A 24,030-nucleotide genomic window follows, 5' to 3' on the forward strand; every position below is an offset into this window, starting at 1 on the left:
CCGCGATGAGCGTCCCCCGACGAGCGCTTCGGCTTGTGCGGCGGAACCTCGCGCCTCAAGCGACCCCGCCGGCCCACGCGCTCGTCAATCGCGCGATGTGCCGTGTCGGGCAGCGCCGACAGTGAGGGCGATTGGTACAAAGTCGGCCGATACCTGACCGGAAGGACGACATGACAGCGACTGAAGCCCCACCGCTGGAGCTGGACGAGATCCAGGGCATCGTGCTGCGCTCCCGGCCGTCGCCGTACGTCGGCACGTACATCCTGCTCCGGGTGGACGATCCCGGCAGCGGACGTGAGCTGATGGGGCGCCTGGCCGGACTGGTCGACTCCGCTGCGAACTGGTGGCAGCCGCCCCTGCCGGCGCTCCTCAACGTCGCGGTGACGTACCGGGGGCTCGAAGCGCTTCAGGTGCCGCCGGCCTCCCTGAGCAGCTTCCCCGAGGAGTTCCGGCAGGGCATGGCGGCGCGGGCCGGGCTCCTGGGTGACACCGGTGAGAGTGCGCCCGCGCACTGGGAGCCGCCCTTCGGCACGGGCCAGGTGCATCTCGTGCTGTCCCTGGTCGCCGCCGACCAGGAGTCACTGGCCGTCGTCCTGGAACGGGCGCGTCAGGCGCGTGTGCAGCTTCCCGGCGTGCAGGTGGTGTACCGGCAGGAGCTGTACCTGTGGTCCGGCTCCCAGGCGCTCTGCGACTCGCGCAAGAACCCCGAAGACACCCGCCGGCACATGCTCGAAGGCTGGGTGAAGGTCTACCAGCCCTGACAGCCGCGCCCGGTACAGCACGGAAGTACAGGAACCGTCGGCGATCCCGCGGGAGCGCCTGCCCGAGCGGCCGACCCGCCGCACGAAGGCACTCCCCGGTGCGAAATACTCTCCCGATGAGTTCACGCACTTCCCCGGTCAGGCAGCCGGTCACGATACGGAGGGCCGTCGCGCGGGATGCCAAACGGCTCACACGGCTCGTGCGTGGCTCGGGCGCCTACGAGGGCCAGTACGCGGCCGCAGTCGCGGGCTACCGGGTCGGTCCTGATTACATCGAGGCCCATCGCACCTTCGTAGCCGTCGGCGCCGACGAGCATGGAGGCCGGGTCCTCGGGTTCTACTCGCTCGTCCTCGCTCCACCGGAGCTGGACCTGCTGTTCGTCGCGGACGAAGTGCAGGGGCGGGGGATTGGGCGGCTGCTCGTCGCGCACATGCAGTCCGAGGCCCGTGCCGCCGGGCTCGACCGTGTCAAGGTCGTGTCGCACGTTCCCGCCGAGGGTTTCTACCACCGCGCCGGTGCGGTGAGGACCGGGACCGCGCCGGCGAACCCGCCCGCCGTGCCGTGGGACCGTCCCGAGTTCGAGTTTCGCATTCCTTCGGGATGACGCGGTGTGCCGGTCCACAGGGGGCCGGCACAGCCTGCATGGTGCACCGGCTCCGCCTGTATGGTGCACCGGCTGCGTCTGCGATGGTGGCCGGCAGGAGCCGCTGGACGCCGTACGCTCCGTGTGTGCCTGCGAGGACCGGCTCGTCCTGCGCGATCATCCGAAGGGCCACGGATTCCATCCCCGACGTGCCCACCGCAGTGGGGCCGGTCCGGGGGCTCAGCCGAGAGTGACGACCATCTTGCCGAGGGCTGCTCCGGCCTCCATGACCCGGTGGGCTTCGACGATCTCGTCGAACCGGAAGGTCCGGGTGGGACGGGCCCGGAGGGCACCGGCTTCGACCTTGGCGTAGATCTCGTCCCACGGCACGTCGGTGAGCGGGAATGCGGGGGTGCCCAGGACGAAGGCGCTGCCGAAGAAGCTGAGCCGGACCCCGCTGGGGAGATCGGCGATCGGGTCGAAGTCCCGCACCGGGTCGAAGCCGCCCAGGAAGCCGAGCTGGCACACCCGGCCACGGGGCCGGACCAGGGCCAGCGAGTCGCGCAGGACGCTGTTGCCGACGACGTCGAACACCGCGTCGACGCTGACCTCCCGCTCCCCGATCTGGGCGGCGAGCGCGCCGTCGTCGATGAGCACGTCCGCGGCTCCGAGCTCCTTCAGCAGTGGTACGTGTGCAGGGTTGCGGGTCGTGGCGAGCACGGTCGCACCGAGGTCGACCGCGAGGTTGACGGCGGCCTGGCCGAGTGAGGATGTCGCTCCCCGCACCACGATCGTCTCGCCCGTCCGCAGGTCCAGATTCCCGAACAGGCCGCTCCACGCCGTCGCGTACACCTCGGGAACCGCGGCCAGGTCTGCCCAGTCCAGCGACGAGTGCACGGCCACCACATTGGTCGCCGGCACGGTCACCAGTTCCGCGTAGCTGCCGTTGCGGGTCCGGCCCATGCCGCCGAGGATCGCCACCACCCGTGTCCCGACGGGGAGTTCGCCGGACGGGTCGGCCTCGACCACCCCGGCGCACTCGATGCCGGTGACGGCCGCAACCTCGCCCCAGGCTCCGCCACGCATGTACGCCTCGGCGTGGTTGAGGCCGAACGCCCTGACCCGGATCAGCACTTCGCCGTGGACGGGCACCGGGTCGGGCAGGTGGGTGAGGGTGAGCACCTCGGGGCCGCCGTGGGCGGAAATGACGATGGCCTTCATACCGTGACTCCATTCTTGAGCATGTATTCAACTATTGGGGCCGAAAAAAGAGGGCCACCTCGTACGGTGACCCGTGTGGGCGGCCGTCAGCCGAGAGCGGCGAAGGCGTTGTCGACGATCGCCCGCAGGAGCGTCTCGTCCGGATTCGCCTTTCCGACCACCATCAGCCCCTGGCAGGTCGCGACCAGCAGCTTGGCGCTGCCGGTGCAGTCCAGCGAGGCGCGCACCTGACCCCTACGGGTCGCGTTCTCCAGCGCGTGGGTCATGCACCGTTCGAGCCGGGCCAGGTGGCCGCGTACGACGGCCGCCGCCTCGTCGTCCTCGGCGGCCTTCTCGATCGCCGTGTTGACGAGCAGGCAGCCTTGCCGGCCCTCCGGGCTGAGCAGATCGCGCACCAGCCCGTCGAAGTAACCGCGGATCTCGGCGACCGACGCGCCCGGAGCCTCCAACTCGCCCAACTTCTCGGGGACGACCAGCTTGGAGTAACGCTCCAGCGACTTGAGGAACAGCGCACGCTTACCGCCGGGGAAGGCGCTGTAGAGGCTGCCGGGCTTCACCCCGGTCGCCTTCACCAGATCCTCGATGGAGGTCGCCCGGTACCCGCGCTCCCAGAACCGCAGCATGGCCGCGTTCAGGACGGTGTCGGGCTCGAACTCTCGAGGTCTGGGCATGAGGCAAACGTATATGAGTGTTCATTCAAGAACAACCCCGCAGGACAGCGGCGAGCCGAAGGCCCGCCAGGGGGCCGGCCGGGGCCCGCCCGCCCACCAGCAGGGCTCGGACAAGGGCGAAAAGGCGGCGGCGAAGACGGCGGAGCCCCCCGGGCCGGCAGCCCGGCCATCCATGATCGCGCCCTCCATCAGCTCGATCGTCCGCGGGCACGATCCCCGGCCGGGACGGGGCGCCCCCTCGGCCGGCCATGCCGCCGGGTTCGGCGAGAGCGGAGGGTGGCGGAGTCGGCCGCCTCGGCCACCACCGCCATCACACGGGCCTCCACATGCGCGGTGACGCGCCAGGCCGCGCGATGACCGACACCGAGGACCCCGCTGCAGCCCGGCGCCCTCCGTCCGACGCGTCCGGGACGACGGCTTTCCGACGCGCGGGGCGACGGCTTTCGCGAGACGCTGAGGGGAGGGGCGCGCCCGGAAGCGGCGACGCATTTCCAGCTGGAACCCGCACCCGGACAAGAAGGCGGGCCGTGATGAGCGATTCGGATATGGGCGCCATGGGGCGGAGCCAGGGCGAGGCGGCCGGACTTTCGACGATCAGGCTGAACGTCAACGACCAGGTGCGACAGCTGGAGGTGGATCCGCGGACCTCGCTGCTCGACGCACTGCGCGAACACTTGCGCCTGAGCGGCACCAAGAAGGGGTGTGACCACGGGCAGTGCGGAGCGTGCACCGTGCTGATCAACGGCCGGCGGGTCAACTCCTGCCTGACGCTCGCCGTCATGCACGAGGACGACGAGATCGTGACGATCGAAGGCCTGGGCGATCCCGGTGCCCTGCACCCCATGCAACGCGCCTTCGTCGAGAGCGACGGCTTCCAGTGCGGTTACTGCACGCCCGGCCAGATCTGTTCGGCCGTCGGCATGCTCGCCGAGGTGGAGGCGGGCTGGCCCAGTCACGCCACGGCTGACGTGTCCGCGCCGCAGGTCGCGCTCACCGACGAGGAGATCCGCGAGCGGATGAGCGGCAACATCTGCCGGTGCGCCGCCTATCCGAACATCGTCGCGGCCATCCGCAACACCGCGCACGGAGGCCTGGGATGAAGCCGTTCACCTACGAGCGGGCGGCGGACGCTCGGACCGCCGTCACCGCGGTGTCCCGGGCCGGCGCGAAGTTCATCAGCGGCGGCACCAATCTGCTCGACCTGATGAAGCTCGACATCGAGCAGCCCAGCCATCTGGTCGACATCAGCCGGCTTCCGTTGCGGGACATCGAGGAGCTCCCGGACGGCGGACTGCTCATCGGCGCCCAGGCGGCGAACTCCGACGTGGCCGCCGACGCCCGGGTGCGCACCCGCTATCCGGTGCTGGCGGAGGCCCTGGTGGCCGGCGCCTCCGGACAGCTGCGCAACAAGGCGTCCACCGGCGGAAACCTGTTGCAGCGCACCCGCTGCCCCTACTTCTACGACACCGCCGCGGGCTGCAACAAGCGGGATCCCGGGTCCGGATGCTCCGCGATCGGCGGGTTCAACCGGATACACGCGATCCTCGGCGCCAGCGACTCCTGCATCGCCACCCACCCCTCGGACATGGCTGTCGCGATGACCGCGCTGGGAGCGGAGATCGAGCTGCTCGACGCCGATCAGGCGGTACGCCGCGTCGCCATCACGGACTTCTACCGGCTGCCGGGCGACACCCCGCACATCGAGACCGTGCTGCGGCCCGGCGAGATGATCACGAGCGTCCTCCTGCCCGCGCCCCCGCCGGGCCGGCAGAAGTACCGCAAGGTGCGTGACCGGGCGTCGTACGAGTTCGCGCTGGTCTCCGTGGCGGCTGTCGTCTCGACCGACCAGGGGACGATCGGTGAGGCGCGGGTGGCGTTCGGCGGTGTCGCGCACAAGCCGTGGCGGTCCGTCGAGGCGGAGGCCGCGTTGACCGGCCGTCCGGCCACGATGGCCACCTATCGCGCCGCGGCCGAGGCGGCGTTGGGCGACGCGGTCGGGCAGGGGCACAACGACTTCAAGATCGAGCTGGCCAAGCGCACGCTGTGCCGGACGCTGGCGCAAGTGGCCCGGGCAAGCTGAGGAGGCGGCATGATCGGGCAAGCTCTGAACCGCGTCGACGGCCCGTTGAAAGTCGCCGGCCGGGCCACCTATGCCTACGAGCAGTGGGAGGCCGGCCAGCCGCTCTACGGTTTCATCGTCGGCGCGACGATCGGCAAGGGCCGCATCACCCGGATCGACACGGAGAGCGCCGAACACGCGCCCGGCGTGTACATGGTGATGACCCATCTCAATGCCCCGGCGCAAGGCGCTCGCGACGAGTCCATTCCGTTCGAGTACTGGCGTGCCCAGCCGGTGTTGACCGGCCCCGACATCCACCATTACGGCGAGCCGGTGGCACTCGTCGTCGCCACCGCCCTCGAACAGGCCCGTGCGGCGGCCGATCTCGTCGACGTCGAATACGCCACCGGGCGGGGGCGTTTCGCCTTCGACGACCAGGACGACGAGGTGTACATCCCGAAGGTGGTCAACGCCGGTCTCCCCACCGACACCGCGGTGGGCGACTTCGATGCCGGGTTCGACAGCGCGGACGTCAGGATCGACCAGTACTACACGACACCGTACGAGTTCTCGATGCCGATGGAACCGCACGCGTGTCTGGTGGAACCGCGTGACGATGGCCTGGTCGTCTACGTCAGCTGCCAGATCGTCGATGCGGCGCGGGCGTCGATCGCCGCCACGCTGGGGATCGACCCGGCGCGGGTGCACATCGTCACCCCCTTCGTCGGCGGGGGATTCGGGTCCAAGCTGGGCATCCACTCCGAGACGATCCTGGCGGCGCTCGCCGCTCGCGCCTTGCGTAAACCGGTCAAGATCGCGATGACCCGGCAGCAGATCTTCCAGCTCGTCGGCATGCGCCCCACATCCAGCCAGCGGGTCCGGCTGGGCGCGGGGCGGGACGGACGGCTGGCCGCGATCGCCCATGACGTCACCATGCACACCAACCCCGACGTGGAGTACGCCGAGCAGACCGCCGCCACGACCCGCAGCCTCTACGCGGCACCCCACCGGCTGACCAGCCACCGGCTCGCGCCGCTCGACCTGCCGCGCGGGACGGACGTCCGCGCACCGGGCGAGGCGCCGGGCATGCTGGCGGTCGAGTCGGCGATGGACGAGCTGGCGCACGCGCTCGGTATGGACCCGGTCGAGCTGCGGATCCGCAACGAGCCCACCGTCGATCCCGAGAGGGACGTCCCGTACAGCGACCGCCACCTGGTCGAGTGTCTGCGCGAAGGTGCGCGCCGGTTCGGCTGGGAGCGCCGCCCCGCCGCCCCGGCGAGCGTGCGCGACGGGCGATGGCTGGTCGGCTACGGCATGTCGGCCGCCATCCGAGGGCACTTCCAGGGGCCGACCGCGGTGCGCGTGCGGTGGGAGGCGGACGGCACCGCCGTCGTCCAGACGGACATGACCGATCTCGGCACCGGTACCTACACCATCCTGACCCAGGTCGCGGCCGACGGCCTCGGGCTCTCGCCCGACCGGGTGCGGATCGAGCTGGGGCGGTCGGACTTTCCCGCCAGCTGGGGGTCCGGGGGCTCGTGGGGCGCCACCAACTCGTGCACCGCGGTCGATCGGGCGTGCCAGGCCCTGCGCGAAAAGGTGCTGGGCGCGGCGGTCGCCGACACGCGCTCTCCGCTGCACGGCCTCGACCCGGCAGACGCCGTGTTCTCCGAAGGCAACGTGGGTATCGGCGGCGCGTCCGAGGCGGTGAGCGAGATCGTCGCACGCAACCGTCCCGAAGGGGTGGAGGCGGAGGGCGCGACCCGCTTCATGGGCGACGACCCGAACTACACGGCCTACTCGATCAACACCTACGGGGCCCACTTCGCCGAAGTGGGGGTCGACGCGGACACCGCCGAGATCCGCCTGAGGCGGATGCTCGGCGTGTTCTCGGTGGGCCGTGTGTTCAACCCGAAGACGACCCGCTCGCAGCTGATCGGCGGCATGATCTGGGGTCTCGGCGCGGCTCTCGAGGAAGAGGCCGTCGTCGACCCGCGATCCGGCGCCTTCGTCAACCACGATTTCGCGCAGTACCTGGTGCCGGTCCACGCCGACGTCCCCGACGTCGACGCCGTCGTCCTTGACGGGTTCGACGACAAGGCCAACGTCCTCGGCGCGAAGGGCGTCGGTGAGCTGGGAATCTGCGGGGCCGGCGCGGCGGTCGCGAACGCGGTGTTCAACGCCACCGGCGTGCGCGTGCGCGACTTCCCCGTCACCATCGAGAAGGTGCTGCCCGGTCTGCCACTGCTGGAGTCCTGATTCCCTGACGCGCCCGTGGCGGCGATGCCGGTCCCGCCGGGCCGCCGGGAGAGCGGAGGTTCCGGAGGCCGTGTGCGAAAGCGTTCAGTGCGGACTGCGCGCTCTCTGGCCGGAGGCCGCCTCGATGACCGGTCGAGGACGGCCTCACCGCCCTGGACTCCCGTCATTCTTCACACGTCTCTCCGGCCGAGCCTGGAGGGAAGGCTCAGAGCTTGCCGCCGATCTCGCACGCCTGGCACGGCGGCCGGCCGCAGGTGCACTGCATGAGGGCGTCCAGGACGTCGAAGTCGTGGTAGAGACACTTGTCCTGGCAGGTGTGGCGCGGAATGAACCCCGCGGGGATCTCGCCGGGCCACGGCTCGTGGCCGTCCCGGCAGCGGGCGAACCGGTCGGGATCGGTGGAGTGCAGGTCGTGCATCTTCGACCGCGCCTCGTCCTCCAGCTTCCGCACGCGCTCCGCCAGACCCTTGAGCTCGGCGGCGACGTCGGAGTAGTGGTCGGTACCGGTCCTCACGTGTGCGGCCCGCAGCGCCATCGCGGCGTTGCCCAGAAACCGCCCGGCATCTTGAAGGTCGGTCACGTGATGCATCTGGATGCCAGTCACGCCTCGAACCCATACGGCGTCCATGCTGCTCACTGATCCACCTTTCCGGCGTACACCTCGGTCATGTGCAGGACAGTATGCGCGGCGCCGGTGCGTGCGCATAAGAAAAATCAAACCATTAAGGACGCTAAAGGGTTCGGATGTGCCCGTCCAGTGGTTTCGGGGTGAATCGGCTCACAGGGGGTGAGTCGTTCAGTCCGTTCAGTGGCATGCGGTGGGCCGCGGGTGCGATCTTCGGTGACCTTCATCCACTTGACATGGAGATTTTCCAGACGTCTCCTGGAAGGGACGAAGAAAATGGCGGAGGCCGCTGATGGCAACGTATGAATATCGATGCGGTCGCTGCGGGTCCTTCGACGTGAAGTTGCCGATCGGTACGGCACCCGACGCCTGGGACTGCCCGGTCTGCGCGGCCGCCGCGAGGCGTGTGTACTCCGTCCCCGGCCTTGCGCGGACCTCGGCCGCGGCCGCTGCCCTCCACACGCGGGAGGAGCGGTCCTGTGAGGCCCCGGACGTGGTCTCCGAGGTGCCGCCCGGCAGGACGGCGCCCCGGCAACCGCACCCAGCGCTCTCCCGGTTGCCGCGTCTTTGAGGGCGGTGGTCGGCACAGCGGATCGTCTCGTGCGTCGACATCCGAACACGGGCGTCCTCCCCACGCTGACTTAAGGAGGTGCGTCCCGGTGGCAAACGCGGGATTGCTCTTCGTCGGTGCGGTGCTCTTCATGAACGGGCTGGTCCTCCTCTACAAGGTCGACGCCCGCTCGGGAGCGGTGTTCAACCTCTTCGTCGGTGTACTCCAGGTGATCACGCCGACGTACCTCATCTTCACCGCCGACAACGACCCCATAAAGATCCTGGCGGCATCCGGAATCTATCTTTTCGGATTCACCTACCTTTACGTGGGTATCTGCCTCCTCACCGGCATCGAGAGCGATGGGGTCGGCTATTACTCGCTCTTCGTGGCAGTCGCCGCCCTTGGGTATTCGTTCGCCAATTTCCACCTTTTGAAGGACTACCCGTTCGGAGCCATCTGGCTCTACTGGGCATTCCTGTGGTTCCTGTTCTTCCTGCTGCTCGGCCTCAGGATGGACAGGCTCCGCCCCTACGTCGGCTGGGTGACAGCGATCGAAGGCTGGGTCACCGGCGTGATACCCGCCGGTCTGCTGCTCTCCGGTTACTGGAAACACCCCGACGAGACCGCCATCGCACTGGGCGCCTTCGCCGTCGTGGTGTTCGGGGCGCTGTGGCCGCTCACCCGGGCATCGCGGGACCGAGTCACCGCCACCCCGACCACCCCTACGGCCGGCCCGGCCGCATCCACGTGACCGGATCAGAATCAACGAGGAAGCTGTCATGCCTGAAGTGATCTTCAAAGTGGACCAGAACAAGTCCATGCGCGATCAGGACGTACCCGGACACAACAGGTGGCACCCGGACATCCCCACGGCTGTCATGGTGAAGCCGGGGTCGGAGTTCCGCGTGGAGTGCCGTGACTGGACCGACTGCCAGATAGGCGACAACGACTCCGCCAACGACGTACGGGACATCGACCTGACCATCCCCCACATGCTCAGCGGCCCGATCGGAGTGGAGGGCGCCGAGCCGGGAGACCTGCTCGTCGTCGACATCCTCGACCTCGGCCCCGTGCCCCAGCAGACCGGCGACGCGGCGGGCCAGGGCTGGGGCTACACCGGCATCTTCGCCAAGGCCAACGGCGGAGGGTTCCTGACCGACTACTTCCCGGACGCCTACAAGGCGATATGGAACTTCCACGGCCAGCAGGCCGTCTCCCGTCACCTCCCCGGCATCCGGTTCACCGGAATCACCCACCCCGGGCTCTTCGGAACCGCCCCCTCGGCCGAGCTGCTCGCCCGCTGGAACGCCCGGGAGAAGGCGCTGATCGAGACCGACGCGAACCGGGTCCCGCCGCTCGCCGTGCCGCCGGACGCCAGCAACGCGCTGGCCGGCACGGCCACCGGGGACCTCGCACGGCACATCGCCGAGGAAGGCGCCCGCACGGTGCCGGCCCGTGAGAACGGGGGCAACCACGACATCAAGAACTTCACCCGGGGCTCACGGGTCTTCTATCCCGTACACGTCAAGGACGCCAAACTCTCCGGCGGCGACCTGCACTTCAGCCAGGGCGACGGGGAGATCACCTTCTGCGGCGCGATCGAGATGGGCGGCTTCATCGACTTCCACGTCGACCTGATCAAGGGCGGCATGGAGACGTACGGCATCTCCACCAACCCGGTGTTCCTGCCGGGCAACGTCGAGCCGAGGTACACGGAGTTCCTCACGTTCATCGGGATCTCCGTCGACCACGACACCGACACGAACTACTACCTGGACGCGACGCTGGCGTACCGCAGGGCCTGCCTCAACGCCGTCGAGTACTTCAAGAAGTTCGGCTACAGCGGTGAGCAGGCCTACCTGCTGATCGGCTCCGCCCCGATAGAGGGGCGTATCAGCGGCATCGTCGACATCCCCAACGCCTGCTGCTCGTTGTACATCCCCACCTCGATCTTCGACTTCGAGGTCCGGCCGAGCGATGCCGGCCCCATGAGGGCCGACCGCGGCAAGTGCGCGGTCTCCACGGCCTGACCGGCACCGAGGACCGCGAAGGCGGATCTGTTCAGGGCCACGAAGGCGGACCGGGTCAGGGGCACTGCGACGAGCGCCCCTGACCCGGCCACGCGGGCACCGTGGCCGGGCGGACCCCGCCGCGAGCGCGCCTCAGCCGCGGCGTCCGTAACCGTCCCGTATGCCCATCCGACTCCTGCCTCTCCCATGGATCGGACAGGGATCGAGCCGGACAAGAGCCAGGAACGTGCGTGCACGTAGGGGGCGCTCATGATGGTGATCAGTCGTCGGCAGTTCTCGTTCCTCGGCGCCGGAGCGGCGGCCGCCACGCTTTCGGGCGCTCCGGCAGCGCGGGCGGCAACCCGCGGCCGTCGAGCCGCGGTACGCAATGTCGTACTCGTCCACGGTGCCTACGCGGACGGCTCTTCCTGGGCGCAGGTCATCCCGTTCCTTCAAGCGGCGGGACTGAACGTCATCGCGGTGCAGAACCCGCTGACGTCCCTCGCGGACGATGTCGCCGCCACCGACTTCGCACTGGCCCGGCAGGACGGCCCCACGGTACTGGTCGCACACTCCTACGGCGGCACCGTCATCTCCCAGGCCGGGCTCTCCCCGAAGATCACCGGACTCGTCTACGTCGCCGCCCGCGCCCCGGAAGCCGGCGAGGACTTCACCGCGCTCTCCGCGCGGTTCCCCACGCCACCGGTCAACTCGGACCTCATCACCAAGAACGGCTTCAAGTTCCTGAGCCGGGCGGCGTTCCTGCGGGACATCGCGAACGGCGTCCCCCGGAAGCAGGCCCTTGAGCTCTACGCGGCCCAGGGGCCGCTCTCGACCGCCCCGCCCACCACGAGCGTCGCGGCCTGGCACGAGAAGCCGTCCTGGTACGTGGTCTCGAAGGACGACCGCACCATCAACCCCGAGCTGGAGCGCTTCATGGCCAAGCGGATGAACGCCACGACCACCGAGGTCGCCGCGGGCCACCTGTCCCTCGTGACACACCCGGAAGTCATCGGCAGAGTCATTCTGCAGGCCACGGCGAACAGCTGATCCCCCGTCGCGTGCACGGCACCCCTCACCGAGGGGTGCCTGCTGTCTGCGCGGGCGCCGGGAAGGGGCGCAGGGCGAGCAGGGCGATGTCGTCGGTGCTGCCCGCGCCGAGTCCGAGGATCAGTTCGTCGCAGAAGACGTCGAGAGGGGCCCGGGCCAGGGCGGCGGTGTGGCGGCGCAGCCGGGCCATGGCGTCGCCGAGGGACTCCCCCCGGCGCTCGATGAGGCCGTCGGTGAACATCAGCAGCGTCGCGCCGGGCGAGATCCGGTCGCAGGCCGTGGACCGGGGCAGAGCGGCGTCCACCCCGATCAGCAGCCCCGGGGCGGAGTCCAGGTAGCGGGTGTCGCCGTCCGGGGTCGTCAGCAGCATCGGGAGGTGTCCGGCCGAGGAGTGGTGCAACTCCCACGAGCCGTCCCGCGAGCCCTCCCGGGGCCCCCTGATCAAGGCGTACACGCAGGTGGCGGTGGCCTGTGGGGTGAGGGTGATGCTCGCCGTGTCCAGGCGGCGGAGCACTTCCGCGGGGGGCTCCCGGCAGTCGACAGCGATGCCCCGCAGCATGTTGCGCAGCTGGCTCATGGCCACGGCCGCGCTCAGATCGTGCCCGGACACGTCGCCGATGACCAGCGCCGTGTCGCCACTGGGCAGGACGAAGGCGTCGTACCAGTCACCGCCCACCTGCGTGGTCGTGCTGGACGGGGCGTACCGGGCGGCCATCTGCAGGGATTCGACGTGCGGGAGCCGGGGCAGCAGGGAGCGCTGGAGGTGCTCCGCCGTGGTGCGGGTGTGCTCGTGCAGGCGGGCGTTGTCCACACCCAGCGCGATGCCCCGGACCAGGTCGGCGACGAGGAGCACGTCCTCCTCGGTGAACGGACGCTCGTCACCGGTGCGTACGACGATCAGGGCGCCGAGTACTTCCCGGTGCGCCCGCAGCGGAGCCATGATCGCGCTGCCCGCGCCCAGGCGGGCGAACAGCTCCAGCTGCCGGGCGTCCAGGGCGCTCTCGGCCTGGTCCGGCGGAGGGACGTCGGTGATCAGCAGCGGCCCCGCGCCGTGCAGCACCCGGGCCAGCGGCCCCCGCGCGGTCTCCGACACCGGCGGCAGCCGGCCGAGATCCACCCCTTCGCGCAGCGCCCCGGGATCGCGGTGGACGACGCAGACCCGCTCGACGTCCCCCTGGTCGCCGAGCAGATCCACCACGCACCAGTCGGCCAGCCGTCGGGTGAGGACCTGGCACACCCTGCGCAACGCCTCGTGCAGGTCCAGTGTGCTGGTCAAGGTGCTGGCGGTGTCGGCCAGCAGGGACAGCCGCTCCAGTGTCCGCGCCGTCTCCTCACCGGCCGGCCGCTGCGCCGTTCTCACGCCGGCAGGCACATCCAGGGGCGGCCCCGGCTCGGGCCGTGCCGCCGGCCGGCCCTCGTCGGGAGCCGTCGCTCTCGGGGCGAACTGGGCGACCCGCACGGTACGGCCGTCCACCGCCTCCTGAGCCTGGACGTGCAGGCGCACAGGGACCAGCCGGCCGTCGTGGTGCAGCGCGGGCAGGGGGATGGCGCGGCCCATGATGCGTGAGCGGCCGGTGAGCAGCAGGGAGGTGAATCCCGCTACATGGCGCTCCCGCAGGTGCTCGGGGATCAGCACCGTCAGCGGCCGTCCGATCAGCTCGCCGATCTGCCACCCCAGCAGTTCCGCCACGGCGGCGTTGGCCGCGATGATCCGGCCGCCGTCGTCGGCCGCGACGGTCGGGACGCTGCTGGCCTCGACATCTCCGGCGTCCCAGGGCGTCAGTTCGATGGAGGTGCTCGCCGGCATGCCGGGCAGTAGCGTCCACGCGGTCGGCGCGCCTCCGGAGAGCTGGGTGACCAGCTGGTCCAGGACCCAGTGGTGGAAGGCCCGGATGTGCGGGGGAGTGGGGAGGGTGAGGAGCAAACCGAGCCGGGCCGCCCTGTCGCCCTGTTCGAGGACCCGTCGCAAGGTGTCCACGGCCGGTGCCGCGTCTGCGGGGAAAGCCACGGCCAGGGTGAGCGTGGCACTGCCCGGGGCGGCCTCCTCCACGGCGGCGGTCAGGCATGCGCTGATCACATGGGCCACGTCGTGCGCGACGAGCAGATCCCGCATCGGCACACCGGTACGGTCGACATCGGTACGGTGGGCACCGGTACGGTCCTCGGTGGCGGAGGCGGCCAGCAGCAGCTCACGCAGCACCGCGTCACCGTGCTGCTGTGCCGCGCGGAACACCACGTACGGCACGTCGGTCAGTGTCACGGTCGAGGTCCGGCTGCACGGCGGGACAGGCTCCCACGCGGACGTCGGCGGCGCGGGGAGGTCCGGCCACAGTTCGAACCAGACCGTCTTACGGCCCTCCCCGACGTGGGCGCCGTGGCTGGAGGCCAGCTCCTCGACCAGGCCGAGGCCCCGTCCGGTACTGGCATAGGACCGGCGCTCGCGCGGGACCACCCCCCGGTCGGGCCGGCCGTCACTGACCCTCAGGTGCACCCGCCCCTCGTGCGACCAGACCCGTACCTCCACTTCGGTGCGCGCGTGCACCACCGCGTTGGTCACCAGCTCGCTGGTCAGCAGTTCGGCGGTGTCCACCAGGTCCGGTGCCACACCGTTCAGCGCCGATCGCACGAACCTCCGAGCCGTCGTCACACTCCGTGGCTCCGCAGGCAACCGCCGCGACGGCGCCCCGGGCGGACTGGGGCTACCCATGACTCACAAGTTCCCATAACCGCCCAAAACTACCTAGCCCGTTCGGGCCCGCACCGGCCTCGTCGCACGACGACTCGATCCCGAGTACGAGCGGAGAGCCCACGCTCGCCCCTTCCTGCGGTTGATAAGTTATTGCGAATAGTGTGCAGTAAGCGCGGGGCCGGATGAGAACCCGGGCTCGGATGCGCGGGTGACCGCCCAGTAGAGTGCGTCCCTGTCGCCCCCTGACCTGACCTGATCTCCGAGGTATCGCGCAGTGACCCCCGCTCGTCCCGTACCGCCGTTCCCCGTCACCGTCGTCGGGATCGGGGCCGACGGATGGCAGGGCCTCCCCGAGTCCTCCCGGACGGAGCTGCGCGAGGCCGAGGTCCTCGTCGGAGGACCGCGCCAGCTCGACCTGCTGCCGCCCGAATGCGCCGGAGAGCGCGTCACCTGGCCCTCGCCCCTGCGCCCCGCCGTCCCCCGGCTGCTCGCCGCCCACGCCGCCCGCCGCATCGCCGTACTCGCCAGCGGCGACCCGATGTTCTACGGCATCGGACGCGCCCTCGCCGAGGAGGCCGAGGCCCTGCGCGTCCTGCCGCACCCGTCCTCGGTCTCCTACGCCGCCGCCCGCCTCGGCTGGCCGCTGGAGGACGTGGAGGTCGTCACGCTCGTCGGCCGCCCCGCCGCCCGCCTCGCCGCAGCCCTGCACGACGGCCGGCGTCTCCTCGTGCTCAGCGCCGGTGCCGCCACGCCCGGCGAGGTCGCAGCCCTCCTCAGGGACCGCGGCTTCGGACCGAGCCGCGTCCGGGTCCTGGAACAGCTCGGCGGCGCCCGGGAACGTACGACCGCCGAAACCACCGCCGACGAGTGGCCGCAGGACCATGCGCCCGCCGATCCGCTCAACATCGTGGCCGTCGAATGCCACCGCGCACCGGACGCCCCGCGACTCGGCGCCGTACCGGGACTGCCGGACGAGGCGTACGAGCACGACGGCCAGCTCACCAAGAAGCACATCCGGGCCGCCACACTCGGCGCACTCGCCCCCGCACCCGGCGAACTGCTGTGGGACATCGGCGGCGGCTCCGGCTCCATCGGCATCGAGTGGATGCGCACCCACCCCTCCTGCCGGGCCGTCACCGTCGAGCGCGACCCGGTGCGCGCCGATCGCATCACCCGCAACGCCGAACGCCTCGGTGTGCCCGGGCTCAGGGTCGTCACCGGAGCCGCTCCCGCGGCCCTGGCCGAACTCCCGGCCCCGCACGCCGTGTTCGTCGGCGGAGGGCTCACGGCACCCGGTCTGCTCGACGCCTGCTGGGCGGCGTTGCCCCTCGGCGGACGGCTGGTCGCGAACACCGTGACGCTGGAGTCCGAGGCGCTGCTCGCCGGTGCCCGTCGCCGGTACGGCGGCGAGCTGGTGCGGCTCGCGGTGGCGCACGCCGTACCCGTGGGCGGCTTCACCGGCTGGCGCCAGGCCATGCCGGTCACCCAGTGGTCCGCAGAGAAGACCGCCAACCCCTCTCCAGGAGCAGACAGATGACCGTGTTCTTCATCGGCGCCGGACCCGGCGCCGCCGACCTGATCACGGTGCGCGGCGCCCGGACGCTCGCCGCCTGCCGGGTCTGCCTGTACGCGGGCAGTCTCGTCCCGCGCGAACTGCTGGCCGAATGCCCCCCGGACGCAAGGCTGGTGGACACCGCCCAGCTGAACCTGGACGAGATCACGGCCGAGCTGGTCCGCGCCCACGAGGAGGGCCACGACGTCGCCCGGCTGCATTCCGGTGACCCGTCCGTGTTCAGCGCGGTCGCCGAGCAGATGCGGCGGCTGGACGCGGCCGGAGTGCCGTACGAGGTGGTCCCCGGCGTCCCCGCCTTCGCCGCCGCCGCCGCTGCCCTGAAGCGGGAGCTGACCGTGCCGACCGTCGGTCAGACCGTCATCCTCACCCGCGTCGCCCACCGCGCCACCGCCATGCCCGAGGGCGAGGATCTGGCCACCCTCGGCCGCAGCGGTGCACTGATCGTGCTGCACCTGGCCGCCCGGTACGTGGACCGCGTGGTCGGTGAACTCCTGCCGCACTACGGTGCCGACTGCCCCGCCGCCGTCGTCGCCTACGCCTCCCGCCCGGACGAGCTGATCATCCGCGGCACCCTGGACGAGATCGCCCGGAAGGTGAAGGACGCCGGCGTGCTGCGCACCGCGGTGATCATGGTGGGGAGGACGCTGGGCGCGGAGCAGTTCCGCGACAGCCACCTGTACTCGCCGGAACGGGAGCGGCATTCCTGCCGACCGTGAACCCGGGGGGCCGTTTGTTAGGCTCCACACGCTTCCCGTGGGAGAAGTCCGGTGAGAGTCCGGCGCTGACCCGCAACGGTGTGCGCGGCGGCCCTGTGGTCCGTCGCGCGAGCCCGATCGCCCAGGGGAAGCCTGCCCGTTGACTGCTCGCCGTGGACTGCGAGAGGGGACCGCACGGCCCTTCGGCTGTCTCCTGGTCGCCGTCCAGCAGGCGGCCCATGCGAAGGACGGCCCCTACCGTGCGCCGAAGTACGGCCCCCAGCCGGATACCCGTGCTGCCGCTCAGCCTCGTCCTGGGGCTGCTGCTCCTGCTGTCGCTCCTGTGCGGCGTCGGACTCGGAGCCGCCGGGATCGGCTGGGCCGAGGCGTCGCGCCTGCTGTGGGCCGGGCTCACCGGCGGGACCGTGCACGCCCGCGACGCGGCCTCGTACACCATCGTCTGGGAGATCCGGCTGCCACGGGTCCTGCTCGGCGCCGTCGTCGGGGCCGGACTCGCGGCGGTCGGCGTGGCCGTGCAGGCGATGGTCCGCAACGCACTGGCCGACCCGTTCGTCCTCGGCGTCTCCTCCGGCGCGGCGGTGGGCGCCAACGCCGTCATCCTGCTGGGGGCGTTCGCGGGGCTCGGGGTGTGGGCCCTGTCGTTGTCGGCGTTCGCCTCGGCCCTCGCCGCCATGGCGCTGGTGTACGCCGTCGCCGCCTCGCCCCGCGGACTGACCCCGCTGCGGCTGGTCCTCACCGGCACGGCACTGGCGTACGGCTTCGAGGCCGTCACCACGGTGATGGTCTTCGGCGCGGCCCGCGGCGAGGCGGCCCGGTCCGCCATGATGTGGCTGCTCGGCAGCCTCGGGGGCGCGACCTGGGCGCAGGTACCGCTCGCCGCGGTCACCGTGGCGGCCGGATGGGCCTGGCTGCGGTGGCGCGCCGAGCCGCTCAACGCGCTCGCCATGGGGGACGAGACCTCGGCCGCCCTCGGCGTCCGGCCCGCCCGGCTGCGCCGGGAACTCTTCCTGGTCACCGCGGCCGTGACCGGGACCGTCGTCGCGGTCAGCGGGGCCATCGGGTTCGTCGGGCTGATGGTGCCGCACGTCGTACGCATGCTGGTCGGTGCCGACCACCGGCGCGTGCTGGCGGTGGCCCCGCTCGCCGGAGCGGTACTGCTCGTGTGGGCGGACATCCTGTCCCGGCTGCTGCTCGCCCCGGCCGAACTGCCGGTCGGCGTGATCACCGCGGTGGTCGGGGTCCCCGCCTTCCTGCTGCTGATGCGGCGCGGCGGCTACGCGTTCGGAGGACGCTGACATGCGACTTGACATCGACGACGTCACGATCGAGGCCTCGGGCGTCCGGCTGGTCGAGGACGTCCGGTTCGCCGTCGGCAGCGGTTCGTTCGTCGGGCTGGTCGGCCCCAACGGCAGCGGCAAGTCCACGCTGCTGCGCAGTGTGTACCGGGCGCTGCGGCCGTCGGGCGGAGCGATCCGGCTGGACGGCGACGACCTGCACGCCATGGACCCACGGGCCGCCGCCCGTGCGCTGGCGGCGCTGCCGCAGGAGTCATCGGCCGAGTTCGACTTCACCGTGGCCGAGGTGGTCGCCATGGGGCGGCTGCCGCACCGCAACCGTACGGCCGCCTCGGACCGGGACATCTGCGCCCGGGCGATGGCCCGCACGGGCGTCGCCCACCTCGCCGACCGAGGGTTCCTGAGCCTGTCCGGCGGTGAGAAGCAGCGGGTCCTCGTCGCCCGCGCCCTCGCCCAGCAGCCCCGGGTACTGGTCCTCGACGAACCCACCAACCACCTGGACGTCGCCCACCAGCTGGACATCCTCTCGCTGGTCCGCGGCAGCGGTCCCACCGTGCTGGCCGCGCTGCACGACCTCAACCTGGCCGCCGCCCACTGCGACGTCCTCCACGTCATCGACGGGGGCCGGATCGTCGCCTCCGGGCCGCCCGGGGACGTCCTGCGGCCCGCGCTCCTCGCCGAGGTGTTCGGCGTCCGCGCCCATCCCGTACGGCACCCCGGGACCGACGCCGTCCAGCTCCTGTTCGACCTGCTCCCGCCCACCCCTTAAGGACGCCCATGCGCAAGGTTCTCGCCGCAGCCCTCTGTCTCGCCGCGACCGCCACCGGCTGCGGTGCCACGGTCGAGTCGTCCGGGGACGCCAAGTCCGCGGCGATCACCCTCACCAACTGCGGTCGCCAGGTGACGTACGACAAGGTCCCCCGGCGGGCCGTCACCAACGACGTCGGCATCACCGAGCTGATGTTCGCCCTCGGTCTGGAGGACCGCATGGCCGGCTTCGCCATGCCCGACGACAAGGGCGACCTGAGCGCGGTGCCGTGGAAAAAGGGCTACGACAGGGTGAAGTGGCTGTCGAAGGACCAACTCACCAAGGAGAACGTTTTCGACGCCCACGCCGACCTCGTCTTCGCCGGCTGGAACTACGGCTTCCGCGAGGACGCCGGCTTCACCCCCGACGCGCTCGACAAGCTCGGCATCCCCTCGTACGTCCTCACCGAGTCCTGCCACAACGGCCGCACGAAGTCCTCGCGGGGCATCATGCCGCCCCTGGACGCCCTGTACGCCGACCTCACCAACCTCGGGCGGCTGTTCGGCGTCGAGAAGCGGGCGGCGGCGCTGATCGCCCGCTTCAGGAAGCAGATCGCCGACGTGCGGGCGAAGGCACCGAAGGGCGCCGACCGTCCCTCGGTCTTCCTCTACGACAGCGGCCAGGACACCCCCTTCACCTCCGGCCGCTATGCCGCACCGGAGCAGATCATCACCGAGGCCGGCGGCGTCAACGTCATGCACGACGTGGCCGACTCCTGGACCACCGTCGGCTGGGAGAGCGTCGTCGAGCGCGACCCGGACGTCATCGTCATCTGCGACTACGGAGACGTCGGCGCCGAGCAGAAGAAGAAGTTCCTCCTCTCCTACGCCCCCTTGCGCGGCGTCTCCGCCGTCAAGCACCGGCGGATCGTCACCCTCGACTACGGCGACCTGGTCGAGAGCCCCCGCAACCCGTCGGCGATCGCCCGGCTCGGCGCCTACCTGAGGACGGTGCCGACAGGCCGGTGACGAAGAGCCCTACCCGACCGTGCTGCGGCCCACGACCGTGCCGGCCCGGTCGATGCAGATGACGTCCACGGCGACCGGAGCCCCCCGCAGCACGGCCAGCGCCTCGTCCCGGGCCGTCTTCGCCACCAGGTCCCCGAGCGGTACCCCGGCGGCCTGGCACAGCTGGAGCGCGGCGAGACCGGTGTTGGCGGCGGCCACCTCGCGCACGAGCCCCTCGTCCGCGCCGCCCTGCCGGGCCAGCTCGGCCAGGAAGCCCTTGTCGACCTGGGAGCGGCCGGAGTGCAGGTCCAGATGGCCCGCGGCGAGCTTGGAGAGCTTGGCGAAACCGCCGCAGACCGTGAGGCGGTCCACCGGGTGCCGGCGGATGTACTTCAGCACCGCGCCCGCGAAGTCGCCCATGTCCAGCAGGGCGTCCTCGGGCAGGCCGTACTCGGCGACCACCGTCTTCTCCGACGTCGACCCCGTGCAGCCGGCGACATGGGTACGGCCGGCCGCGCGGGCCACGTCCACGCCCCGCCGGATGGAGTCGATCCACGCCGAGCAGGAGTACGGCACGACGATGCCCGTGGTGCCGAGGATGGACAGACCGCCGACGATGCCGAGCCGGGGGTTCCAGGTGGAGCGGGCGATGTCCTCGCCGTGGTCGACGGAGACCGTGATCTCCACGTCGCCGCTGCCGCCGTGCCGCTCGGCCACCTCGGCGATGTGCTCGCTCATCATCCGGCGGGGGACGGGGTTGACGGCCGGCTCACCGACGGGCAGCGGGAGGCCGGGCCGGGTGATGGTGCCCACGCCGGGGCCGGCCCTGAAGACGACGCCCGCCCCCGCGGGCAGCCGCCGTACCGTGGCCCGGACGAGTGCGCCGTGCGTGACGTCCGGGTCGTCGCCCGCGTCCTTCACGATCCCCGCCATCGCCGCCGTCGCGGACAGCTCCTCGGCGGCCAGCGCGAACGACGGAGTCTGCCCCCTGGGCAGTGTGATCGTCACCGGGTCGGGAAACTCGCCGGTCAGCAGGGCGGTGTACGCGGCCGTCGTGGCCGCCGTCGCGCACGCGCCGGTGGTCCAGCCGTGCCGCAGCCCGGTGTGCTCCAGCTGCGCGCGGCGACCGCCGCCGGCCTTGCCGCCCTGCTGCGGCCCGCCGGCGCCGCTCGGCCCGCCCGTGCCCCGACTGCTCTCACTGCTCCTCATGAACGGACCCGGACTCCCATGCATGTACTGATCCTCGGCGGCACCACTGAGGCCCGCCGTCTCGCCGAACTGCTGTACGGCACCCCCGGGCTGGAACTGACCAGTTCCCTCGCCGGACGGGTCGCCAGTCCCCGGCTGCCCCCGGGCCGGACCCGCGTCGGCGGCTTCGGCGGAGCGGACGGACTGGCGGCCTGGCTGCGTGAGCACGGGGTCGACGCGGTCGTCGACGCCACCCACCCCTTCGCCGGAACGATCAGCTTCAACGCGGCACGGGCCGCTGCCGCCACCCATGTTCCCCTGCTCGCCCTGCGCCGCCCCGGCTGGGTCCCCGCCGAGGGCGACCGGTGGCACGAGGTGGGCTCGCTGGAGGAAGCGGCCCGGGCGCTGCCCGCACTCGGCGGACGGGTGTTCCTCACCACCGGGCGCATGGGGCTGGCCGCCTTCGCGGACCTGGAGCGGCTGTGGTTCCTCGTGCGGTCCGTGGAAGCCCCCGAGCCCCCGCACCCCTCCCATATGGAGGTGCTGCTCGACCGCGGCCCCTTCACCCTGGACGGGGAGCGCGAGCTGCTGCTGCGCCACCGCATCGACGTCGTGGTCACGAAGGACAGCGGGGGAGCGGCCACGGCGCCGAAACTGACGGCCGCCCGCGAGGCCGGCCTGCCCGTCGTCGTGGTCCGCAGACCTCCTGTGCCCGCGGGTGTGCCCGTGGTGCCGGACCCCGGGAACGCGTCCCGGTGGGTCCGCGAGCGCCTGGAGCGGGGACCCCTCCCGGCCGGGTGACCCCGGCGCACCGGGCAGGGCGAGGAGAGCCGGCCGCGGTGCCGCACGCACGGTGCGGCACCACCCGCCCTCACGCCTCCGGGTACCGGCGCGGCGTCCAGGCGATCTGCCCGCCGTCCCCCCGCCGTACCACCCGCGTCTGCGAGGAACCGACCAGCAGGACCGTGCGCATGTCGACCTCGGCCGGGTCCAGCTCGCCCAGCGCCACGATCCGCACGCTCTCCCCCGGACCGCCCACGTCCCGGGCGACCACCACCGGAGTCTGCGGCGCCCGGTACTCCAGCAGCAGCTCCCGGGCCTTGCCCACCTGCCAGGTGCGGCTGCGCGAGCCGGGGTTGTACAGGGCGAGCACCAGGTCCGCGGAGGCCGCCGCGCGCAGCCGCCCGGCGATCACCTCCCACGGCTTGAGCCGGTCGGACAGGGAGATGGTGGCGTAGTCGTGGCCGAGGGGAGCACCGGCCCGCGCGGCAGCCGCGTTGGCGGCGGTCACCCCGGGCAGGACCCGCACCGGCACGTCCAGGTACCGCGGCTGGGAGGCTGCCTCCAGGACGGCGGTGGCCATGGCGAAGACGCCCGGGTCACCGCCCGAGACGACGGCCACCCGCCGTCCTCGCAGGGCCAGTTCCAGGGCGAACTCGGCGCGCTCGGCCTCGACCCGGTTGTCCGAGCCGTGCCGGACCTGGCCCGGCCGCTCGGGCACCCGGTCGAGGTAGGTCGTGTAGCCGACCAGGTCGTCGGCCGCGGCCAGGGCGCCCCGGGTCTCGGGCGTCAGCCACAGCGGGCCGGCCGGACCCGTACCCACCACGACCACTTCGCCGCGCTCGCGCGCGGGCGGTTCGGCGTCCACCTGGCTGGGCAGGACGGCCACCGCGAAGTACGGCACCGAGTCCGGGTCCACGTCGGCCAGTTCGGCCACCCGCTCCCCGCTCATGGTGGCCCGCTCCACGTACCGGGCCTCGGCCAGGCGCCCCGAAGCCTCCAGCGCGCGGCGCACCTTGGGGAAGGTCCGCCCGAGCTTCATCACCACCGCCGCGTCCGTCGCGGCGAGCCGCGCCGTCAGCTCCTCCTCCGGCAGGGTTCCCGGCAGGACGGTCAGCACCTCCTCGCCCTCGGCGAGCGGGGCGCCCAGGCGGGCCGCGGCGGCCGACACGGACGTGACTCCCGGGACGACCTCGGTGTCGTAGCGGTCGGCCAGCCGCTTGTGCATGTGCATGTAGGAGCCGTAGAAGAGCGGATCGCCCTCGGCGAGCACGGCGACGGTCCGGCCGGCGTCGAGGTGGGCCGCCAGCCGGGCCGACGCCTCGGCGTAGAACTCCTCCATGGCGCCCCGGTAGCCACCGGGGTGCTCGGTGGTCTCGGTCGTCACCGGGTAGACCAGCGGTTCCTCGATGTGGTCGGCACGCAGGTGCTGCGCCGCGATCGACCGGGCGATCGACCGGCCGTGCCGGGCGCTGTGGTAGGCGACCACGTCCGCCTCGGCGATGACTTCGACCGCCCGTACGGTCATCAGAGAGGGGTCGCCCGGCCCGAGGCCCACCCCGTACAGCTTGCCGCTCACTCTTCCTCGCTCGCGATCGCGTTGAGCGCGGCGGCCGCGATGGCGCTGCCACCGCGACGGCCGCGCACCACCAGGTGGTCCAGCCCCGACGGATGCGCGGCCAGGGCGTCCTTGGACTCGGCCGCACCGACGAAGCCCACGGGGACACCGATGACGGCGGCGGGCCTCGCGGCTCCCTCCTCGATCATCTCCAGGAGCCGGAAGAGAGCGGTGGGCGCGTTGCCGACGGCGACCACCGCACCCTCCAGCCGGTCGCGCCACAGCTCCAGCGCGGCGGCGCTGCGCGTGGTGCCCAGCTTCGCGGCCAGCTCCGGGACGGCCGGGTCGGACAGGGTGCAGAGCACGTCGTTGTCCGCGGGCAGCCGCTTGCGGGTCACACCGCTGGCCACCATCTGCACGTCACAGAGGATCGGTGCCCCGGCGCGCAGGGCCTCGCGGGCCCGGGCCACCACCGCGGGGGTGTAGGACAGGTCCCGGACTAGGTCGACCATGCCGCAGGCGTGGATCATGCGCACCGCGACCTGGCTGACATCGGCGGGCAAGCCGGCGAGGTCTGCTTCCGCGCGGATCGTGGCGAAGGACTGGCGGTAGATCGCCGCTCCGTCCTTCTCGTAGACGTGGGTGGTCACGGTGTCTTCTCGTTGCTCTCGGTCGGCTTGCGGC

Annotated in this window: 22 protein-coding genes and 1 riboswitch; of the genes, 15 read left to right on the forward strand and 7 right to left on the reverse strand. The window is 71.7% G+C overall.

Going from position 1 to position 24,030, the window contains the following annotated elements; all coding sequences use genetic code 11:
* Positions 1-170 precede the first annotated feature (170 nt).
* Complete coding sequence (locus AB0B40_RS18595; protein WP_345055941.1) at positions 171-761, forward strand: hypothetical protein; 591 nt, start codon at positions 171-173, stop codon at positions 759-761.
* A 116-nt stretch (positions 762-877) separates the two neighbouring features.
* Entirely contained in the window at positions 878-1,366 is a 489-nt protein-coding gene (locus AB0B40_RS18600; RefSeq protein ID WP_345055943.1) for a GNAT family N-acetyltransferase, read from the forward strand.
* 219 nt (positions 1,367-1,585) lie between these two features.
* Here AB0B40_RS18600 and AB0B40_RS18605 read toward each other — a convergent pair whose 3' ends face one another.
* Both AB0B40_RS18605 and AB0B40_RS18610 read right to left on the reverse strand, forming a co-directional pair.
* Positions 1,586-2,566 carry a zinc-binding dehydrogenase gene (locus tag AB0B40_RS18605; RefSeq protein ID WP_345055945.1) on the reverse strand — a complete coding sequence of 327 codons (981 nt, stop codon included), beginning with the start codon at positions 2,564-2,566 and terminating at the stop codon, positions 1,586-1,588.
* An 86-nt stretch (positions 2,567-2,652) separates the two neighbouring features.
* The gene (locus AB0B40_RS18610; RefSeq protein WP_362264528.1) at positions 2,653-3,237 is read right to left on the reverse strand and encodes a helix-turn-helix domain-containing protein; all 585 of its coding nucleotides are present in this window, start codon (positions 3,235-3,237) and stop codon (positions 2,653-2,655) included.
* 530 nt (positions 3,238-3,767) lie between these two features.
* On the opposite strand from AB0B40_RS18610, the gene AB0B40_RS18615 reads away from it, so the two are divergent.
* The 3 genes from AB0B40_RS18615 to AB0B40_RS18625 are packed head-to-tail and all read left to right on the forward strand — an operon-like array spanning position 3,768 to position 7,555.
* The gene (locus tag AB0B40_RS18615) at positions 3,768-4,337 is read left to right on the forward strand and encodes a 2Fe-2S iron-sulfur cluster-binding protein (RefSeq protein ID WP_345055949.1); all 570 of its coding nucleotides are present in this window, start codon (positions 3,768-3,770) and stop codon (positions 4,335-4,337) included.
* Positions 4,334-5,317: a xanthine dehydrogenase family protein subunit M gene (locus AB0B40_RS18620; protein ID WP_345055951.1), complete on the forward strand. Its 984-nt coding sequence runs from the start codon at positions 4,334-4,336 to the stop codon at positions 5,315-5,317. Before AB0B40_RS18615 ends, AB0B40_RS18620 begins: the two co-directional genes overlap by 4 nt.
* A 9-nt stretch (positions 5,318-5,326) precedes the next feature.
* Positions 5,327-7,555, forward strand: coding sequence for a xanthine dehydrogenase family protein molybdopterin-binding subunit (locus AB0B40_RS18625; protein ID WP_345055953.1), 2,229 nt, complete (start codon positions 5,327-5,329; stop codon positions 7,553-7,555).
* Between the two features lie 205 nt (positions 7,556-7,760).
* On the opposite strand, the gene AB0B40_RS18630 is transcribed toward AB0B40_RS18625, so the two are convergent.
* Positions 7,761-8,183 carry a hypothetical protein gene (locus AB0B40_RS18630; protein ID WP_345056046.1) on the reverse strand — a complete coding sequence of 141 codons (423 nt, stop codon included), beginning with the start codon at positions 8,181-8,183 and terminating at the stop codon, positions 7,761-7,763.
* 289 nt (positions 8,184-8,472) lie between these two features.
* Between AB0B40_RS18630 and AB0B40_RS18635 the strand changes: the two genes are divergently transcribed.
* From AB0B40_RS18635 to AB0B40_RS18650, 4 genes are all read left to right on the forward strand, one after another.
* Positions 8,473-8,751: an FmdB family zinc ribbon protein gene (locus AB0B40_RS18635; RefSeq protein ID WP_362264531.1), complete on the forward strand. Its 279-nt coding sequence runs from the start codon at positions 8,473-8,475 to the stop codon at positions 8,749-8,751.
* 88 nt (positions 8,752-8,839) lie between these two features.
* Positions 8,840-9,484, forward strand: a complete 645-nt coding sequence (locus AB0B40_RS18640) for an AmiS/UreI family transporter (protein WP_362264533.1) — start codon at positions 8,840-8,842, stop codon at positions 9,482-9,484.
* 28 nt (positions 9,485-9,512) lie between these two features.
* A complete protein-coding gene (gene fmdA / locus AB0B40_RS18645) occupies positions 9,513-10,763 on the forward strand; it encodes a formamidase (RefSeq protein ID WP_345055957.1) in 1,251 nt (416 codons plus the stop codon).
* A gap of 249 nt (positions 10,764-11,012) precedes the next feature.
* Positions 11,013-11,792: an alpha/beta hydrolase gene (locus AB0B40_RS18650; RefSeq protein WP_362264536.1), complete on the forward strand. Its 780-nt coding sequence runs from the start codon at positions 11,013-11,015 to the stop codon at positions 11,790-11,792.
* Positions 11,793-11,817: 25 nt separating this feature from the next.
* On the opposite strand, the gene AB0B40_RS18655 is transcribed toward AB0B40_RS18650, so the two are convergent.
* Positions 11,818-14,499: a SpoIIE family protein phosphatase gene (locus AB0B40_RS18655; RefSeq protein ID WP_362264538.1), complete on the reverse strand. Its 2,682-nt coding sequence runs from the start codon at positions 14,497-14,499 to the stop codon at positions 11,818-11,820.
* A 256-nt stretch (positions 14,500-14,755) separates the two neighbouring features.
* Here AB0B40_RS18655 and cbiE point away from each other — a divergent pair, with 256 nt between their 5' ends.
* The 5 genes from cbiE to AB0B40_RS18680 all read left to right on the forward strand — a co-directional run bounded on the left by cbiE (position 14,756) and on the right by AB0B40_RS18680 (position 19,841).
* Positions 14,756-16,018, forward strand: coding sequence for a precorrin-6y C5,15-methyltransferase (decarboxylating) subunit CbiE (gene cbiE, locus AB0B40_RS18660; RefSeq protein ID WP_345055963.1), 1,263 nt, complete (start codon positions 14,756-14,758; stop codon positions 16,016-16,018).
* The gene (gene cobM, locus AB0B40_RS18665) at positions 16,015-16,770 is read left to right on the forward strand and encodes a precorrin-4 C(11)-methyltransferase (RefSeq protein ID WP_345055965.1); all 756 of its coding nucleotides are present in this window, start codon (positions 16,015-16,017) and stop codon (positions 16,768-16,770) included. Before cbiE ends, cobM begins: the two co-directional genes overlap by 4 nt.
* A 41-nt stretch (positions 16,771-16,811) precedes the next feature.
* A riboswitch (cobalamin riboswitch) is annotated at positions 16,812-16,889 on the forward strand.
* Between the two features lie 99 nt (positions 16,890-16,988).
* On the forward strand, positions 16,989-18,065 hold the full coding sequence (locus AB0B40_RS18670; protein ID WP_362264541.1) for an iron ABC transporter permease: 1,077 nt from the start codon (positions 16,989-16,991) through the stop codon (positions 18,063-18,065).
* 1 nt (position 18,066) lies between these two features.
* Complete coding sequence (locus AB0B40_RS18675) at positions 18,067-18,834, forward strand: ABC transporter ATP-binding protein (protein WP_362264543.1); 768 nt, start codon at positions 18,067-18,069, stop codon at positions 18,832-18,834.
* An 8-nt stretch (positions 18,835-18,842) separates the two neighbouring features.
* Complete coding sequence (locus AB0B40_RS18680) at positions 18,843-19,841, forward strand: ABC transporter substrate-binding protein (RefSeq protein WP_362264544.1); 999 nt, start codon at positions 18,843-18,845, stop codon at positions 19,839-19,841.
* Between the two features lie 9 nt (positions 19,842-19,850).
* Here the strand turns inward: AB0B40_RS18680 and AB0B40_RS18685 are convergent, their stop codons facing one another.
* Complete coding sequence (locus tag AB0B40_RS18685) at positions 19,851-21,029, reverse strand: cobalt-precorrin-5B (C(1))-methyltransferase (protein ID WP_345055973.1); 1,179 nt, start codon at positions 21,027-21,029, stop codon at positions 19,851-19,853.
* Between the two features lie 18 nt (positions 21,030-21,047).
* Between AB0B40_RS18685 and AB0B40_RS18690 the strand changes: the two genes are divergently transcribed.
* Entirely contained in the window at positions 21,048-21,809 is a 762-nt protein-coding gene (locus AB0B40_RS18690) for a cobalt-precorrin-6A reductase (RefSeq protein ID WP_362264546.1), read from the forward strand.
* 70 nt (positions 21,810-21,879) lie between these two features.
* Here the strand turns inward: AB0B40_RS18690 and AB0B40_RS18695 are convergent, their stop codons facing one another.
* Together AB0B40_RS18695 and AB0B40_RS18700 are read right to left on the reverse strand one after the other, a co-directional pair.
* Positions 21,880-23,367, reverse strand: coding sequence for a precorrin-2 C(20)-methyltransferase (locus tag AB0B40_RS18695; RefSeq protein WP_345055977.1), 1,488 nt, complete (start codon positions 23,365-23,367; stop codon positions 21,880-21,882).
* Complete coding sequence (locus AB0B40_RS18700) at positions 23,364-23,996, reverse strand: precorrin-8X methylmutase (protein ID WP_345055979.1); 633 nt, start codon at positions 23,994-23,996, stop codon at positions 23,364-23,366. The genes AB0B40_RS18695 and AB0B40_RS18700 overlap by 4 nt, the downstream gene beginning before the upstream one ends.
* Positions 23,997-24,030 lie beyond the last annotated feature (34 nt).

Origin of the sequence: Streptomyces sp. NPDC042638 (genome assembly GCF_040647235.1) — a bacterium.
Lineage (GTDB): Bacteria > Actinomycetota > Actinomycetes > Streptomycetales > Streptomycetaceae > Streptomyces > Streptomyces rameus.